This window comes from Leclercia sp. W6 (assembly GCF_003336345.1).
GTDB lineage: Bacteria > Pseudomonadota > Gammaproteobacteria > Enterobacterales > Enterobacteriaceae > Enterobacter.
The window spans coordinates 3,024,014-3,041,830 of the sequence record NZ_CP031104.1 but is presented as its reverse complement, the minus strand read 5'-3'; the positions used below and the strand labels follow the sequence as shown (position 1 = coordinate 3,041,830).

Sequence of the window (17,817 nt, the reverse complement as noted above, 5' to 3'; positions counted from 1 at the left end):
ACTGACTTAATGGTGTGAAGAGGTCTTCACGCCGCCTTCCGGCACCGGTACGTACGGCGTCTCTTTATCGGTACGACCCTCGGCGTTACGCACTTTCATCCAGGTTTTGATGCCGTAGAAGATGATGCTGTAGACCACTACCAGGAACAGAATGCTCAGACCCGCGTTGGTGTAGTTGTTCACCACGATATGGTTCATGTTGGCAATCTGCTGGGCAGTCAGCTCACTGCCGCCTGCGGCAATCTTCTCTTTGTACTGGTTAGCCATAAAGAAGAAGCCTTCCAGCTGCGGGTTGGAACTGAACAGTTTCAGACCCAGCGCCCAGGTGGTGCAGAGCAGCAGCCACAGGGCCGGTACCACGGTCACCCAGATATATTTGGTGCGCTTCATCTTCACCAGTACCACGGTGCCGAGCACCAGGGCCACAGCCGCCAGCATCTGGTTAGAGATACCGAACAGCGGCCACAGGCTCTTCACGCCGCCCAGGGGGTCGACTACGCCCTGATACAGCAGATAACCCCACAGACCTACGCAACCCGCGGTACCCAGGATGCCCGCTACCAGCGAGTCGGTTTTCTTCAGGAACGGCACGAAGTTACCCAGCAGATCCTGGAGCATAAAGCGGCCTGCACGGGTACCGGCATCCAGCGCGGTAAGGATGAACAGCGCTTCGAACAGAATACCGAAGTGATACCAGAAACCCATGTCCGCCCACGGCAGCACTTTGTGGAACACGTGGGCGATACCGACCGCCAGGGTTGGTGCGCCACCGGCACGGTTCAGAACCGAAGGTTCGCCGATGTCTTTGGCTGTCTGCATGATCTGCTCAGGGGAGATCACAAAGCCCCAGGAGCTAACGGTCGCCGCCGCGTGGGCGCTTACGTCTTTCAGCTGCGCCATGATCAGCGCTGCGTTGTCACCGCCCATCTCATGCAGGTTCGGCATGGTAATGCCCAGGCCTGCTGGTGGGGTGTTCATCGCGAAGTAGAGACCCGGCTCGATGATGGAGGCCGCCACCAGGGCCATGACCGCCACGAAGGATTCCATCAGCATCGCGCCGTAACCGATAAAGCGCGCATCGGTTTCGTTCGCCAGCAGTTTCGGCGTAGTGCCGGAGGCGATCAGGGCGTGGAAGCCAGAGACCGCACCACAGGCAATGGTGATAAACAGGAACGGGAACAGCGCACCTTTCCACAGTGGACCGGTACCGTCGATGTACTGGGTCACCGCAGGCATTTTCAGCTCAGGGTTGATGATCACAATGCCGATCGCCAGACCGACGATCACGCCGATTTTCAGGAAGGTCGCCAGGTAATCGCGCGGTGCCAGAATCAGCCATACCGGCAGCAGGGCGGAGATAAAGGCGTAACCAATCAGCGCAAAGGTGATGGTGGTGTCTTTAAAGGTCAGCGCCGGGCCCCAGTACGGGTCGTGGGCAATCACGCCGCCGAAGTAGATGGAGGCCACCAGCAGCACAATACCAATCACTGACACTTCGCCCACGCGGCCCGGACGCAGGAATCGCATGTAGATCCCCATGAACAGCGCAATCGGCACGGTAGAGCAGACAGTGAAGACGCCCCACGGACTTTCCGCCAGCGCTTTCACCACGATCAGCGCCAGCACCGCAAGGATGATGATCATGATCAGGAAGCAGCCGAACAGAGCGATGGTGCCTGGGACGCGGCCCATCTCTTCTTTAATCATCTCACCGAGAGAGGCGCCGTTACGGCGAGAAGAGATAAACAGCACCATAAAGTCCTGCACCGCACCCGCCAGCACCACGCCCGCCAGCAGCCACAGAGTACCCGGCAGGTAGCCCATCTGCGCCGCCAGGACCGGCCCAACCAGCGGACCCGCGCCTGCGATGGCCGCAAAGTGGTGACCAAACAGCACATAGCGGTTGGTTGGCACGTAGTTCAGGCCGTCATTGTTAATGACCGCCGGGGTGGCGCGCGTCGGGTCGAGCTTCATGACCTTTTGCGCGATGTAGAGGCTGTAGTAGCGGTACGCCACCAGATAGACCGACACGGAGGCCACGACGATCCACAGGGCGCTGATGTGCTCGCCGCGACGCAGGGCGACGACGGCAAGGCAACATGCCCCGAGTATCCCAAGCAGCAGCCAGGGGACGTGCTTAAGTAGTTTTTTGATATCCATAATAAGACCTGGTTTTTAGATGAAAAAAGCGTCAGGGTTCGCTGTAGAGAGAGTGATTAATGCTACGGCGATCTTGCCAGAGCCTTGCGCGTATAAAGGAAGGTAAATCGGTGAGTGGTTGTATGGCGGGATGAGCGGTCAACTGCGAGGGCGAGTGGTTCAGGCTCGCCGTCAGAGGAGGGGATTGTGTGAAGGGGATCACGATGTCAGAAGCGGATCACTCCACGTCCGCCAGATAGTTCTCCAGAGTGGCAACGAATTTCTGCTTCAGCCATGCCGGTTCCAGCACCTCGATGTTAGGCAGCCAGTAGAAGAGCAGCGGCAGGATCTGGTTTTCATGTGCGGCATGGCAGCGCAGGGTAATGCCGTTTTTATCTTCCGCCAGAATTTCCTGGCCGGGCAGCAGATCGCGGCGTTTAAAATAGTGCGCAATGGTGTTGGGAATAAGCACATCCACTTCGAATGTCTCTTCGCTGACCCACGGGTCGGGATTTTTCTCCAGTAATTCGAGGGTGTCGTTATCTGGCGTGAAGGTTTGGTTGCGAATATCCAGCCACTGAATAAGGCTTAAAGAAAACGATTTCAATCTGCCGCCTTCGGTGGCTTGTAAATACCATATATTTTTTTTGTTAATTACTTTATAAGGGTTAACCTGTCGCGATTTTCCTTTATACAGGATCTGGCAAATCTGCTGGCCCTTAATCGCCTTCTCAAAGGCCGCAAGCTGCGCGTGAATATCCCATTTTTCTTTTCGCTCGGCCTCGTTACCGAGGATCATAATATGGTTTTCCTCCACCCGTGACTCCAGTTTCTGCCAGAATTCACGGCCTTTGTCGGGAAAATAGTCATCCACATTCAGGAAGTTAGCAATGACGTGATGCAACCCCGGGCCGGTGTGTCCCTGCGGGGAATGAATAAGCCGGTACAGCCCGTTTCCGGTGTACTCCACAATCGGCGAGAGTGCATTCAGATCGCGATAGACGGTGCGCTCAGTAATATTAAATTTATGCATCAATGCCTGGCGGTTAACCACGCCGTGTAAATGAAGCTCCAGCAGAATATCTACCAACCTTTCAGCCGAGCGACTCCTGGTCGGAATTGTCATATAGCTTTCCCGTGATCTAAAACATTGCTGTGAATTACGCCGGTGCGGGCTGACAAAATATGTCAGTGCAAAAAACGGCGTGAAAATTTGTCTTAGGTTATAACGGCCAGATTAGGGATAAACATTAGTTATTTTTACAACGAGGGGATAAAAGCGAGGGGCAGATCGGATCCGCCGGGGCAATCTCCCCGGCGTAGTGGTGAATTAGCGTTCGAGTTCGGAATCGGTAATAGAATCCGGAAGGGGGAGTTCGGTCGGGACGTTAAGCCAGTCGGACTTACCGTAAAACACGGCGTTGATCTGCGTGTTGTAGAGCAGGTGGGTACGAAAACGCTGGAAGAGCTGTTTGTCAGGCGCGAAATCCGTTTGCCAGAACTGGTTCAACGGCCCCTGCCAGGTTAAGCCTTCGATGTCATACAGCGCTTTGCCCATCACCTTGAGCGGCTTGTTGTGGATCAGCGCCGACAGCCCCGCAGTGCTGTTAACGGTGATCACTCCCCGGGTGTGGGTCAGCAGGGCGGGCAGGGAGAGATCGTGGATATAGATCACCCGGTCAGTCGTAATGCCGTACTTCTCGCACAGCGTATTAATCAGCACGCCATAATAGCGGTGACCACGATCCATCGGGTGATGCTTGAACACCAGATGGTGTTCTTTCGGCGCATGGCGGGCGAACGAGCGGATCACGGTTTCGATATAGTCACGCACATCTTTATACGGGCTGTGGTGAATGATCTGGCTGTCGTTGTAGACCTGCAAAATCGCCAGGTAGTACGCGTTGTCCAGTGTTTCGGTGATATGGCTCAGCATGTGGCGCTGCTTCCAGCGATACCACAGCTTTCGACGGCCGGCACGGACCCAGCAGCGCATCTCATACCACGGGGAGAATGACTTGTGGTGGCGGTAGCCGCGATAGCGATGGCGACCAAACCAGCCCGCCGCGTAGTAGAGCATGGCGTGGGCGGCACGGTTAAAGGCGCTGGGCTTCCATGGCGTCGGGGTTTTCAGCTCCGGCAGCGGCTGCTCGCGATAGTATTTCGCATCAATGGGCATCGAGGAGAAGGCGTTCACGCCGCCTTTTTCCAGGGTGATATAAAATGGCCGGAAATACCCCTCCTCAAAGGCGAGAAAGTCGATGGCTTTACCGCGCGCCCACTTCTTCGCTTCGACATGCATCGGGCGGCAATCCCCGAAACAGACGATGGTGTCGAAGGCGTACTCTTTGTGCAGATCGCGCAGCCAGAAGGCAAAATTTTTCACCGGGCCGGTGTAGTGCAGCGACGTCTCTTTTGCGGCATACCAGGCGTCTCCGGCATTAAAGCAGACCTGTTTCACTTCGCGGTGGCTGTGCTGCAGCCAGGTCGCCAGACGTGCAAAGCAGGGGCCCATCGGTCCTTGTAATAAAAGATATCGGCGGCCATTTAATAAATGGCGTATGGCTTGCTCTTCCATTTCTTTTCCCAGATCCGTTCCGTTGATGAGACAGGTGATTAACGGCTTGATGACCGCTTTTCTTTAATACATCAGGATAAATCGTTCGCTAGCGAAGCGTCTGCGCGAGATAGCTCAGTTTTAACTGCCAGCGCTGCCAGCGGCTGGCTTTTTGCGATGAGGAGTTACCCTGCACGGCCAGCTGGCGAATTAATTGCTCCGGGCTCATCCACAGCCCGCTCTGCCAGTCGATATAGCGCGGATAGGCGACCAGCGTCAGATAGACCAGCGCCGCCAGGGGCAAAGTGCGCTGGCGACGCGGGGCAGGGTGCATATCTTCGGTCAGCCCCCAGCCGCTGTAGAACGGCTGGCCCCAGGTGGTGACCTTTACCCCCTGCACCAGCGCTTCGAAGCCGCTCAGCGAGGTCATGGTGTGCAGCTCGTCCACATGGGGATAGAGGCTGGTGAGACCCAGATCCAGCACCTGGCTGTCGACGCAGCTTGCCAGGCACGCCTCCGAGATGGCCCCGGCCCGGTTGCCCGCCACCACGTCCGGATGCGGTTTAAACAGGATGTGCGCTTCCGGTCTTGCGGCGCGTACCGCCCACAGCAGTTCTTCGTTGCTGCGGATGACCGGGCTGCCGGTGAGGATCGAGGCGTCACCATCCACCTGGCCCACCACCAGCACCAGCGTTCGTCCGTCACCGGGCGGGGTAAAGGGCTGCACGGTGCCGACGTTGTATTTGCTCACCCCGTGCTGGCGGAGCAGATCCACCAGCGCGGCGCCGCGAGCCAGTTCCCGGTCGGTGAGCTGATGCTGATTCAGCAGCTGCTCCAGCCCGCTCGGACGGCGGCTGTCGAAGTAGATCCCCACCGGGTCGATGGAGAGCGACGACGGGCGGCAGAGGTTCGAGCCCAGCCCCCGGGAGCGGATAAAGCCATCTTCCACGCGAATAGCGCTCTGGAGTTCAGGGTGACGGCTGCCCCATACCAGCACCTGCTCGTCGGCAGCCAGCTGTTGCGGTAACCTGCGCACAAAGCGCAACTCCCCGGCCAGCGGCTGGCAGAAGGCGCGCATAAAGGCGCGTTTCCACAGCGAGAAGCCCACCATATAGAGACGGCGATAGCGCGGGGCAGGACTCTGCTGACCGGCAACAATCTCCAGCACCTGTTCCACTTCGCAGCGCTGGCCGAGAACCGGGTCCAGATAGCGCGGATAGAGGATCAGCGCCGCCGCCACCAGCTGGGGCAGGCTGACCTGCACCTGGCGACGCGCGCAGGTTTTGCTGTCGTGAGTCAGCCCCCAGCCTGCATAAAACGGCATGCCGAAGCACCAGACCGTTTTGCCGAGCAGGAGCGCTTCAAAGCCCATCTGGGAAGAGACGGTATAGACCGCCTCTACCTCGTTCAGCAGGGCGTGGGGATGACAGTGGTCGGCCACCATTTCCACATCATCGAGTTCCAGACGCGCCAGCACACCGCGCTTTTTGCCGAGCCGGGTATCCGGATGGGTACGCAGCAGCAGGCGGGCGCCGGGATGGTTACGCCGCGCCGCCGCCACCATCTCAACAAAATCCTCTTCGCTTGCCAGCGCGCCAGGGATGGAGAGATCCCCCGCCACCTGGTCGATCAGCAAGACTTTCGGACGTGCGTCGCTGTGCAGACGCGCCGCCAGCGCAGCGGGTAAACCGCTGCCCGCGGCATAACAGTTGTACTTGGTGATGCCGAGACGCAGCAGTTCAGAGACGAGTGCCTCAGCGCGCGCCAGCTGGGTGTCATCGCACGGCGTGGCGATCAGCTGCTCAAGGCGGCTCGGCTGGCGGGCATCGTAGTAAATCCCTACAGGATCGGCGATCAGGGAGACGGCTTTGCCCCCTCTGGCAGGATGACCAATGTACCCGATAAAGCCATCTTCCAGCTGCCAGTACGGCAGGCCGAGTTCCTGGGCTTTTTGTTTAATCTGGCGGGTATTGGCTTTCTGGCCCCAGCCGACCAGGACATCGTCTTGTGCCAGCTGCATGCTGGGTTTGAAGGCATGTAACGGGCGGCCCAGCATCGGCTCGAGTTGCGCTTTTCGGGCCAGGATCCCGGCTGAATCTGTATAGAATTTCATTTGTGCTCTGTCAGAAAACGCCCCACGTCACTGCGGGGCGTGGGACTTAGAAGTACTCTGCGTCAAGGAAGGATTTGGCAACGCTGTCTTTGGCGGAGGTGAGGATCTCGCTGTCGATTGCAGGCCAGGTAATACCAATGGTTTCATCGTTCCAGCGGATGCCGCGGTCGCTCTCCGGCGCATAGTAGTTGGTGGTTTTGTAGAGGAACTCGGCGGTGTCGCTCAGGGTCATGAAGCCGTGGGTGAAACCTTCCGGGATCCACAGCTGACGCTTGTTCTCGCCAGAAAGATGCACGCCCACCCACTGACCGAAGGTCGGGGAGCTTTTACGGATATCCACCGCCACGTCGAACACTTCCCCGGCCACGCAACGCACCAGTTTGCGCTGCGCATGTGGCGCCAGCTGTTTCTGCTGGTCGTGGCCGTAGAAGATGTTATCCCCCAGCACCAGCGCACAGTCATCATCACCGATAAACTCTTCGCCGAGGATAAAGGCCTGAACCAGACCGTCCGGGCTTGGCTGCACTTTGTACTGCAGGTTCAGGCCCCACTAGTTGCCGTCGCCAAGCAGTTGCTCAAAGCGCGGCGTATCCTGCGGGGTGTGATGATCAGAATATCGCGAATACTGGCCAGCATCTGGGTGCTCAGCGGTTAGTAGATCATCAGTTTGGCATAGATTGGCAACAGCTGTTTGCTCACCGCCATGGTGACAGGGTAAAGACGAGTCCCTGACCCACCGGCCAAAATAATACCTTTACGCTTGTTCATGATACTTCAATTCTTCTGTTTGCTGCGCCGCAGGGGCTAAACGCTCACGCGCGTGTGATTGTTGTACGGGGGCGAAACGTCGCCCCTGACTAAGACCCATGTTGATTGAAGAAGGCAGCCTAAGCATAGCTAGAGTTGCGTTTATTTCCCGAGATTTCAGCCAGCATGCGATCGACGCCGATAGTCCAGTCCGGCAGCGTCATCCCGAAGATGCGCTGGAACTTGCTGGTATCGAGACGGGAGTTATGCGGACGTTTTGCCGGCGTCGGGAACGCGCTGGTCGGTGGAGTAATGCACCTATGAGTATCCAGCACCTCGGCTTATTTAGTGATGGCTCGGCATAGTCGCGTTCGTTCTCAGCTTAGTTTTCAGCGATCCAGTCCTGCAATTTGTATCCCACGTAATGGGATGAAACATCGCTTTTTAATATATTGTGACTGAATTGGTCTTGAGGGAGTTAAGGTTGCAGCTTAATTGAATAAATTTTACCCAGCCTTTTACCTTTATCACCTACAGAAAATAAAATAAGTAGTGCATCATTTTTGCTATCAACAGCTAACCCTTCAGGTTCCCAGTGTCCTTGATTACCTGCTTTAAGTGCATCAGTCTGTCCAAGGGTTACATAATCTATTTTTTTACTTAACTTGCCATCTAAACTATAGGCATATAGCTTTTTTACTGATTGACTGGCATTTCCGCTCAATAAGTAAATATATTTTCCGTCTGATGCCATAGCCTGGAAAAAACGGCCATCGCTGGTAAGGTTTTTACTAATATTCCACTCGTTGCGATATTTTGAACTAATGTCATTAGATGATGTAATATTTAACTTTTTCAAATCAAATACGCGAAGAACATCTTTGCCGTCTTTCTTACTGCTAACTATCAAGAAATTTCCATCACTTGTAACAAATGGCATTGCGATGGCCTTTCCATCATAGTCATCTCCAAATACTTTTATCACTTTCACATAGAATGGAATATTCCCAGAGGTGTATTTAAATAGGCTAATAAACCTTCCCTTATTATCAGTAGCTGTGCCTGCAGAGGATAATAACCAATCTGTTCCCGGTAGTAAGGCTATACCTTGATGCCCTATTCGGGTTGTGGGTAATTGAGAGTCCAGAGCGTTTATTTCATTTTTATTGTCCACATCATAAAAACGATTTATCACCCCCATTTCTGGTTTTCCAGTAACATGAATTGTATATAAAACACGGTAAACCGGATCAAAGGCTATACCTTGCAATACATTATTACGGCCAATTCCTTTTCTATAAATTGTAGTGCCGCTGGACAAACCTTTATCTGAAAAACATTCATTTTTCTTTGAAGTATCAGCTACCGTTAAACACTTTGAAAGTGAAGTGTCGGCGTTAACGATGCCAATGTGAATAAATGCTGATAGTAACACGCTTACGATAGATGTTTTTTTTAAAGAAGTCATGATAATACTCAGTATTTATTTGCGAGTAGACTATTTCTCTTGTCTTGATGTTCTATGGCGTAATTGCATAACCATTTTATTCTTTTTTCATAATGACTTTTTTTAATAGAAATAGATGGGTAAGTAATTAAGTAATTAAAAAGTTCATTTCGGACATCATTGGCCCCCTTTCTATAAACAAGAGAGTCCTCTTCACTATAAAACACCTTACTTCGGTATTCTTCAAGCACCTTCGGAATGAAAAGCTGCGACAAGGTATCACTATTAGTGAGTACCATGCATGGAATCCCTTTACTTACGAACTGCATTTCCATGGCAGAAATATCAGTTAACGCAAGTTTAATATCCATTATTGTAGTCGTTTTGAATGTGTTTTTTTTTCTTGCGAAAATAGAGAATAATGGCTGGCGTTTTATTGAATTTTTATTTATTACTTGAAGATTGTTTGTTTGTAATTTTTTAATCAAAAGGTTAAGTTTTGATTTATAGGTAATGTCACGATGCCCAAGATTTGGGTGGGGTTGTATATATACGTTCCGAATATTATTTTGAGCGCAAAATTCAATTATTTTGTTTGCCGTGGTTTGGCTAATGGAACAGTAATTTTCCTCCGGAACGCCGCCCTCCCAGGTTGGGGCATACACGATTGAGTCGCTACTCTCAACATATTGAAAATTATTGCTACCAACAAATGTATCACCAAGTGTAATAACTTTACCCCCTTCAATATCATAAGGAGTGAAAACGCCTGATTTCAAATATCTATCAATTCCGACTTTTCCAGAGGTTACTACATAGTCATAAATTCTTATTATAGGTTTAATAGAAGCTAATTTATGACTTTCACCATGCGTAACAAATATATGGATTAAATTACGGTTGGCTACAACTTTACAGTTTGACTGTGCATTAAAAAGGTAGAAAACAACTTTTCTTTCAAGAAACTTATAATCTGAGTTTTTTTTGACAAATCTGAATGGTATTTCATTAGAGTCGAAAATCTTTGAAAAGCTATTTTCAATTTCTTTATAATATTTACATACAACTTCAATACAATCTTTGTTATTGAAAACCTGTGTCTGGAAGTAACTTACTAATTGCTCCACGGCACCTACAATTTTGGTATCAATATAAATGTAATATAGATTACATCCAGACACGATAAATCACTCCTTAGCGACCATCTTTGCGAATATCAACAATCAGTCCAGTATTTTTTGACCCTAAAACTTTAATACTTGTCAGGGCAACGTCTTTTGCTTGCAGAAGAAGTTCAGCTGGCTCCAGTCCAAAATTAGCAGTACGCATAGGAGTTGCTGTCCTTTCAGGATTAATGCAGTTTACCAGAACGCCTTCGGAGCTCCATTCATCCGCAATAGCCTGTGTAAAGTTCACGATAGCTGCTTTAGAGGAGGAATAAAGGGCATAAAGGGGACGGCCACGGGAATATGAGCTGGATGTGAAATTAAGCAACATACCAGAAGTTTCAACAAGATAAGGCTTAGAGGCTATTGCAACATTTACAGCACCGTTGAAATTGATGTTAATGAGGCTGGTGACTTCAGAAATTGATAATGTATCAATAGGTTTTTTGATTAAAAGACCGGCAGTGTTGATAATATAATCAATATGTCCTCTTTCTCTTTTAACATCCTCTAAAAAATTCTTAATTGAATGAAGATCGGTAATATCAATGCCATTATGAGAGCGGCTGGCAACATCTACATTTGCACCAAGCAATAATGCAGCATCTTTGATCTCAAGCCCAATGCCACTACTGCCGCCAAAGATGACAATATTTTTATTACGCAAGAAAGATAAGTCATCATCAACACTGAAAGAAATTTGATTAACTTCCTGAAGCAGTTTCTCGGCAATGAACAGGTCTATTGGATGAGTTACTTTCATATTCGCTTCACTACCTTTAACGGTAGCAACACGAATTCCTGGAATCATAGATCTAACCACACCACAGTCACATGTAAACGTGAATCGTTTCTCCGATATGGCTTTCTGATAGGCAAGTTTTATCGTTCCCAATTTAAATGCCTGTGGTGTTTGGCCGCGACGCATGAATGAACGATTTGGAATATTCGCAATACACTCATCATCATATACCTCAACTAAGGTATCTGCTGAAGGGATAACAACATCCACCGCATCAAACTTCTTAAGAGCTTCAACGCAGTCATTTATAGTCGTTTCGCTCACTAATGGACGAACTGCATCATGGAAAAGAATATTGCAATCATTCTCATACCCCTCAAGGCCTTCAAGCGCCGAGTTGGTAGAGTCGAAACGTTCCTTACCACCAGTAAATACTTTGGTGACTTTTTTCCATTTGTTTTTCTTAATTATGTCCCAGGTTAAATTCATATGAGCAGATTGCGTAACAATTATGATTTCGTCAATCTTGTTGGCTCGTTCAAAAGCATCAATGGTGTATTCAATGACGGCTTTACCCGCTAATTTTGTAAATTGTTTTGGGAGGTCTCCGCCAAAACGTGAACCTGAACCGCCAGATAAAATAACAGCAACATTTTTCATTCTATTATCCCTTATAAAATTATTTGTTCACGTTTGTTTTCCATAAGCGAATTATCAGAGTTTACTCTCTTGAGCTGCTTATGGAATTCATCACTAATGGTTTCATTGATGCTAAGTAAATAGTCTAATGCCTTATAACGGGCTTCGGATAAGTAATCATCACCTTGAATGATCACCCGATCTACTAGTTCAATAAGTTGTGGAATGTTTGAGTAGACATATGCATAGTCAGAATACTGCATGTCACTCTTTGAGGTTACAACTTCACGATCTGTAGGAATATAGATAAAAATAGGCATAAGCGAAGAGATGCATTCGCTAACCACTGCTGAAATGTCACAAATAAACATATCAGCTTTAATGATAAGTTTCTCGACAGGAACTGTTTTATCGACAACTTCAATGCAGAATGGCTTATCAGCTAAAGCTTGCTCAAGCGATAAGCCTACGCCTGATAAGGTAATGTCTCTTGATGCGGTTAAAGGATGGTATTTAGCAACGACCGTACAATCCAATTTATGTTGAAGTTCGCTAAGCATGACTGCAGACAAGTGAGCAGATGAGTAGTTATTCTCTTCAAAAGCACCTTCCCAGGTTGGGAAATATGTTAAGTTGGTTACCTTTCTTTCAGCACCTACTTCTTTCACGGATTTACTCACAATGAATTTCAGTGAAGGCCTACCAACTTTTACAAATTTTATATGCTCAACGTTAAAATTCGCATTTTTGAATCGATCGATGTGTGCTTGGCCAGCGACCCAAATTTCATCATAAACTCTAAAGAATTTATGTGCACTGGCTGCTTTATCGCTATCACCATGCCCTAAGAAAATATGTTGATAGATATTGAATCTTAACGTGTGGATTAAATTGCCGGTATTGGAGAAATAATAGATAGCTTTTAAGAATGGCAGTTTTGATAATACACTTTCAACATCCAGGGCTGTTTTCGCATACACAATATCTAAATATGGATACTTCTCGAGTGCCCATTTATAAAGTTCCTGGTTTCTTATCAAGATAGCAAATGGTTGACCTGAAGAAATAAACTCACCGACCCACAACTCTAAGTGGAATGCACATTTTACACCTTCACCAGTATGTAATAAATGTGCTACTTGAGAAAATAAACGAATATGGCTAATATCTAAGGTACTGTTCATAGAATGTCGACTTACCACTTTCTTTTTTGACTCCACTTTAGACGGGGACGCGGGTTTAGATACGATCGCATTCGTTATGGCTTTTTTATGAACTGTACTAATTTCATGGCCTTTTCTTTTCAAATACATATCTTTGAAAAAAAGGTCTGGTTTGGTTAAAAGCTTTGTTATTTTTGACACGATGTCAACCTTCTCATTAAACAGATAATGCTATGTAGAATATTTTAATTTTTATTAAAATAAGAATGAACTGCGCATGTTTATAGGGTGGTGGTTGTTTAAATAATAAACATTTATACCTTTTAAGTTCTCCTTATATCTGTTTAAGATATTGTGAGATTTTATAAATTAACCTGAATCTGTTTTGTTTTGCAAAAAAATAGTGATATATGTCAACATTCAAATAGAGATGGGACATTTAAGGCAAATCTATATGTTTTTTGCTAAGTTAATTGAATCTTAATTACTTGTGTTACTTAATCAACCAATTGGAGTTAAATTATAACGTTAAATTTAAATCGAATTTTGATAACGATTTTATTTTCGTTGACAAGTTCTAAGTATCACATCAAATTATTTTGCAGTTTAAGTAAATTCTTTAACGAATGAAACTTTCGATCAGTCCTGGTGCTCACGTAATGTAGCGAGACCCATCACAATAAGCCCATATAATAAACACAGAAGCACCCCAATAGTCGTCAGGTTATAAAGGCGACGCGGATATTCGGCTTCTTCAGCGAGCGTAGGCTGGCTCACAACCAACAGGAATTTCAGCTTGCGGTACGCTTCAACGCGGGCTTGTTCCAGACTAATGAGACCACTTTTATAAAGATCTGCTGCTAGTGTTGCTTGTGTTTGCAAATCCATATAACGGGCAGTGACTTCGTTCATTGCATCTTTGTCCACTCCAGTCAGCCTGGCTTTTTCTTGCTCTAACTGCCCGGAAAGTGCATTTACTCTGGCTTGTACTGAGATAACTGCTGGTGCGGTTTCCTTCATATAACTCTGTAGTTGTTTTAGCTGGGCTTGCTGTTGTGCCAGTTCACCCTCAATCTGGCTGACGAGGCCTTGTCGAGCGGTGCTGGTCGTCTCTGGGCTCAGCAAATGATGACTGTTTTGGAAATCGAGTACTTTGGCTTTCTCCGTCTGTACACGCTGATAGGCACGATCGACTTCTTTTTCGACGAAAGATAGTTGCTCTAATGCAACCTGGTGGCCCAATCTGTTAATAAAGCGATCTGACTCTTTAAGCATCAGACTCACAACGCGTTGTCCGTAGTCTGGATCAAAAGCCTGAAATTCAACAGTCAGAACACCGGATATGTCATCAAAATGTAATGTTAGATGACTACGATAGTATTCAATGAACGCTTCCCGGCTGACGTCATCTGACAGACGAGAAAAATAATCCACTTTGTGGCTCTGATAGTGGGCTTTAAGCCCCAACTCTTTATCCAGTTTTGCAATCAAGTCTGGAGAGTTTAGATAATCCTGGATGAGCAGCACATCTTCATTATTACTACCACCAAGACCCAACATCGAAAGGGTATCTGGCAACATTTTAATTTGGTCCGCCTGCTTAATCACTAACTGTGCCCGGCTCACATAGCGATCGGAAGCAACTACCCCAAAATAGAGCACTGCGATGGCAAAGCAGACCACCACCCACAGAAAACTGCCAAGTTTAAGACTTTGTTTCCATGAACGCTTTGCCAGGCGAAATCCGCTCGAATCGACAATAAAGTGTTTTGGTTGGTTTTTTAATTTATGTAGTTTGCGCATCATTCGTGATGCTTTGTTTGAACGTTTTAGCTGGATCATGACTCTGGTGGCTTATTATAATTTCTCGTAAATGCGGATAGCGTCGTCAATATTGTCGAACACCTCAAGAGTGCCATTGCGCAGCAAAATACCCATGTCGCACTGTTGACGTAAATTCTTCATATCATGAGAGACCATGATCAGGCTGGCAGTCTCACGCTTCAGGTTAAATACATCTATGCATTTCTGTTTAAAACGGGCATCCCCCACCGACATAATTTCATCAGTCAGGTAGATCTCAAAATCAAAGGCCATACTCACAGCAAAAGAGAACTTTGACTTCATGCCACTGGAGTAACCTTTAATCGGCAATTCGAAATGCTGGCCAATCTCCGAAAACTCCTTTACCCACTCCTCAATTTCTTTTGTTTCGCGCACCCCATGAATACGGCAGACAAAACGCGTGTTTTCCCGTCCTGTCATACTGCCCTGAAAGCCGCCATTTAGCGCGAGCGGCCAGGATACACGGCAATGACGGGTGACTTTGCCTTTATTAGGCATATCCATTCCACCCAGCAGGCGTAGCAGGGTGGATTTACCCGCCCCGTTGGTGCCCAAAATACCGATATTGCGATCGCGGGGCAGCGTAATGTTCACGTCACGCAATACGTAGTTACGGCCAAATTTGGTGGGGTAATACTTTGTGACGTTATCCAGAATGATCATGCTTGTTCCCTTTTAGCTGGCAATCAAGCGACGATGGCTCAGGCGGTAGCAGCTCATGGCAAAGGTCAGCAGTACCAGCGTCACCCCGGACAGATAAGTCCAACTGGCATCTGGGCTCTCGTAACCGGCAATCCAGCCACTTCGAATCAACTCCAGCGCGTGTACCAGCGGGTTCCATAAAAACCAGTGTTTATACTGCGACGGGATGCTCGCCAGGGGGTACATCACACAGGAAATAAACATGAGTGGCATCATCAGCAGACCAAGGAATTTATCCGCTTCTTTAACTAAATTGCCTGTCACGCAGAAGACGATGCCTAATGAAAAAGAAAAAATCATCAACAACAGATAGATAATAATCACCTGAAGGGGGTCGCTTGGTACGGCATCAAATCCAAACCAAAGTAATCCCAATACCAAAATGCCACCGACCATCATGCCAACGATGGTCTCAAGGATAAAACGGGCGATAAAGGTGGAAAACGGTGTCACTTGGCGGTAACAAAAAAGCCCTTTATTTGCATTGACCGCCGACTGTAGTTTTTTCACCACATTCTTAAAAAATATAAACGGCAGATAACCCGCAGTAATAAAGAGCGGCGCGGGTGCTCCACCAAAGCCACTGTGTCCGCGCATCCCAAAAATGGTACTAAACAGGATAATCATCAACAACGGATCCAATAGCGCCCAGGCATACCCCAGCCGGTAACTCCCAAATCTCGTTTTCAGTTCACGAATAAGCAGGCCAAACGTCACATCGCGCAGCACCTGGAACGAGCTGCGCGGCGTCTGGTTGAGAACAGGTTTAAGCATAAGAAGGCCGATATCACAGAACGGGCCCGCGATGAAGCGAGCCCGCTTGGGGGTTAATTCAGGACCACGTTGGCCGCCACGGCAACCTGATAGATGACTTGGGTGATGTCCTTGATGGACTGCATCATTTTGCTGTCCACTTTCGGCATGACCAGAATCTGATCGCCCGGCATCACATCACCGCCGTCTTTAAACTCCATCAGCCCGTTGGCATGAACCACCGCAATGCGCTTGTCGTTCGCACGGTCGGTAAAGCCGCCTGCCCAGGCCACGTAGTCTTCCAGGCTGGCGTTTTTGTTGAAGACCACCGCCTGCGGCATCATCACTTCGCCACCCACCTGAATCAGGTCGGTTTTGTTCGGGATCACAATCTGGTCGCCCTGTTCCAGCAGGATGTTGGCGATCACGCCCTTATCCGACACCACCACTTTACCCAGCGGCTGGATCTTGCGGGCTTTTTCCACAAAGCGCATTACCAGCTCGGCTTCTTTGGTGCGGATGGAGGCTTCCCCGTCGGAGCTGGCTGGCGCGGTAAACACGCTGCGCTCCAGGCGGTTGAGGGAGTCTTCCAGCATCTCTTTCTGCCGCGCGGCCACGCTCTTACGCATGATGTAGATCGAGCCGTAATCCGCCATGTTCGGGTCAATCGGGATGTGGTTCAGCAGATCGTGCAGACGGGTTTCTTTACGCACGGTGAAGTAAGACGGCCCACGATAGCTGCCCATCACCTGCACGTCGTACACCTGCGCGTGCATGTCGTCGTTGAACAGCACTTTGTCGCCGTCGCTCAGCTGAATGCGGTCGAAATCTTTATACGGCATATAGACCGAGAACGGGCCGTTGGAGCGATCGCCAATCACACCCACGTGGCTCACCTTGGCGAGCGGCAGGGCGTAGTCGATCAGTTCAGAGCCCAGGGCGGTGCTGTTCTTCAGCTCGAAGCGGAACGGGTTGCGCACTTTACCCGCCACGTTGATCATCGGCCCCTGGGGTTCAACCAGGATCACATCCTGATCTTTAAGCGACAGCTTCGGCATTTTGCCCTGCTGCATAAACTCGTACAGGTCGATCTGCTGGATCACGCGGTTCTGGCGCAATACTTTAATGTGACGATAGCTTCCGCGGTCAGAGTCGATGCCCCCGGCGCGTTTCAGAAAATATAAAACGCTGTCGGAAGACTGTCCCGCATATTGTCCGGGGCGGATCACCGGCCCGGTGACATATACGCTGACCGGCGTCGCGGTTAATAAATTAACGTAAACATTAACGTTATTTGTGAATACTTCACTGATATGGCTGGTTACCAGATTATTGACTTTGCTGGCCGCCACGTTCTTTACATTAATCGGCCCGACGTCAGGAATAAAAATATTGCCCTGATTATCGACGGTCACGACGTTAGAAAAGTTTACCGCGCCCCAGATCCAGATATTTATCTTATCGCCGGGGGCAATCAGGTAATTATCGTTTAAGCCGTCGCTGCGCTCGGTTTCATAGCCACCGGCAAAGAGGTTGGCGCCGTAAGGAGGGGGCAGACCGGACTCGGACTGCGGGAGCAATTTACGCACATCGGACTCGCCCGGCAGTAACATGCCCTGGCGGTTTTGCTGCGCGAATGTCCCGGTGGTGGAGGAGGTATTTGCCTGGCCGCTCATCGCCTGCTCGCCGCCAAGCTGCAGTCGGCCATCGCCGTTATCTGCCGGGGTGTTCATCCCAAAAGCCTGGGCTTCTTGCTGGGTGGGGGCGGCTAAAGATGCGCAGGAGAAACAGGCCAACAACAGGA

The 17,817-nt window shown here is 49.2% G+C and carries 14 protein-coding genes and 1 pseudogene; all 15 read right to left on the bottom strand.

Features of this window, described 5'->3' with window-relative positions; all coding sequences use genetic code 11:
• Window positions 1-6 precede the first annotated feature (6 nt).
• The 15 genes and pseudogenes from DVA43_RS14850 to DVA43_RS14785 all read right to left on the bottom strand — a co-directional run bounded on the left by DVA43_RS14850 (window position 7) and on the right by DVA43_RS14785 (window position 17,746).
• Window positions 7-2,160: a carbon starvation CstA family protein gene (locus DVA43_RS14850; RefSeq protein ID WP_114315979.1), complete on the bottom strand. Its 2,154-nt coding sequence runs from the start codon at window positions 2,158-2,160 to the stop codon at window positions 7-9.
• Between the two features lie 217 nt (window positions 2,161-2,377).
• Complete coding sequence (locus tag DVA43_RS14845) at window positions 2,378-3,265, bottom strand: YafY family protein (protein ID WP_114315978.1); 888 nt, start codon at window positions 3,263-3,265, stop codon at window positions 2,378-2,380.
• Between the two features lie 204 nt (window positions 3,266-3,469).
• Complete coding sequence (locus DVA43_RS14840) at window positions 3,470-4,717, bottom strand: capsule biosynthesis protein (RefSeq protein WP_103823131.1); 1,248 nt, start codon at window positions 4,715-4,717, stop codon at window positions 3,470-3,472.
• Window positions 4,718-4,805: 88 nt separating this feature from the next.
• Window positions 4,806-6,809 carry a capsular polysaccharide biosynthesis protein gene (locus tag DVA43_RS14835; RefSeq protein WP_114315977.1) on the bottom strand — a complete coding sequence of 668 codons (2,004 nt, stop codon included), beginning with the start codon at window positions 6,807-6,809 and terminating at the stop codon, window positions 4,806-4,808.
• 46 nt (window positions 6,810-6,855) lie between these two features.
• Entirely contained in the window at window positions 6,856-7,335 is a 480-nt protein-coding gene (gene rfbC / locus DVA43_RS24900) for a dTDP-4-dehydrorhamnose 3,5-epimerase (protein WP_256387095.1), read from the bottom strand.
• Between the two features lie 125 nt (window positions 7,336-7,460).
• Window positions 7,461-7,577: a sugar phosphate nucleotidyltransferase gene (locus DVA43_RS25260; RefSeq protein ID WP_256387094.1), complete on the bottom strand. Its 117-nt coding sequence runs from the start codon at window positions 7,575-7,577 to the stop codon at window positions 7,461-7,463.
• A 119-nt stretch (window positions 7,578-7,696) separates the two neighbouring features.
• Window positions 7,697-7,861, bottom strand: a pseudogene (locus DVA43_RS14825) (sugar nucleotide-binding protein); the annotation flags it as partial.
• A 173-nt stretch (window positions 7,862-8,034) separates the two neighbouring features.
• Entirely contained in the window at window positions 8,035-9,024 is a 990-nt protein-coding gene (locus DVA43_RS14820; RefSeq protein ID WP_147271035.1) for a hypothetical protein, read from the bottom strand.
• Window positions 9,025-9,032: 8 nt separating this feature from the next.
• A complete protein-coding gene (locus DVA43_RS14815) occupies window positions 9,033-10,184 on the bottom strand; it encodes a hypothetical protein (protein WP_114315975.1) in 1,152 nt (383 codons plus the stop codon).
• Between the two features lie 13 nt (window positions 10,185-10,197).
• Window positions 10,198-11,571, bottom strand: a complete 1,374-nt coding sequence (locus tag DVA43_RS14810) for a bifunctional cytidylyltransferase/SDR family oxidoreductase (RefSeq protein WP_114315974.1) — start codon at window positions 11,569-11,571, stop codon at window positions 10,198-10,200.
• An 11-nt stretch (window positions 11,572-11,582) separates the two neighbouring features.
• Window positions 11,583-12,734, bottom strand: a complete 1,152-nt coding sequence (locus DVA43_RS14805; RefSeq protein ID WP_246842239.1) for a CDP-glycerol glycerophosphotransferase family protein — start codon at window positions 12,732-12,734, stop codon at window positions 11,583-11,585.
• 618 nt (window positions 12,735-13,352) lie between these two features.
• Window positions 13,353-14,519: a sugar transporter gene (locus tag DVA43_RS14800; RefSeq protein WP_246842238.1), complete on the bottom strand. Its 1,167-nt coding sequence runs from the start codon at window positions 14,517-14,519 to the stop codon at window positions 13,353-13,355.
• Between the two features lie 51 nt (window positions 14,520-14,570).
• Window positions 14,571-15,221: an ABC transporter ATP-binding protein gene (locus DVA43_RS14795; protein ID WP_114315972.1), complete on the bottom strand. Its 651-nt coding sequence runs from the start codon at window positions 15,219-15,221 to the stop codon at window positions 14,571-14,573.
• 12 nt (window positions 15,222-15,233) lie between these two features.
• Entirely contained in the window at window positions 15,234-16,034 is an 801-nt protein-coding gene (locus DVA43_RS14790) for an ABC transporter permease (RefSeq protein WP_114315971.1), read from the bottom strand.
• 53 nt (window positions 16,035-16,087) lie between these two features.
• Window positions 16,088-17,746: a polysaccharide biosynthesis/export family protein gene (locus DVA43_RS14785; RefSeq protein WP_246842237.1), complete on the bottom strand. Its 1,659-nt coding sequence runs from the start codon at window positions 17,744-17,746 to the stop codon at window positions 16,088-16,090.
• Window positions 17,747-17,817: the final 71 nt, after the last annotated feature.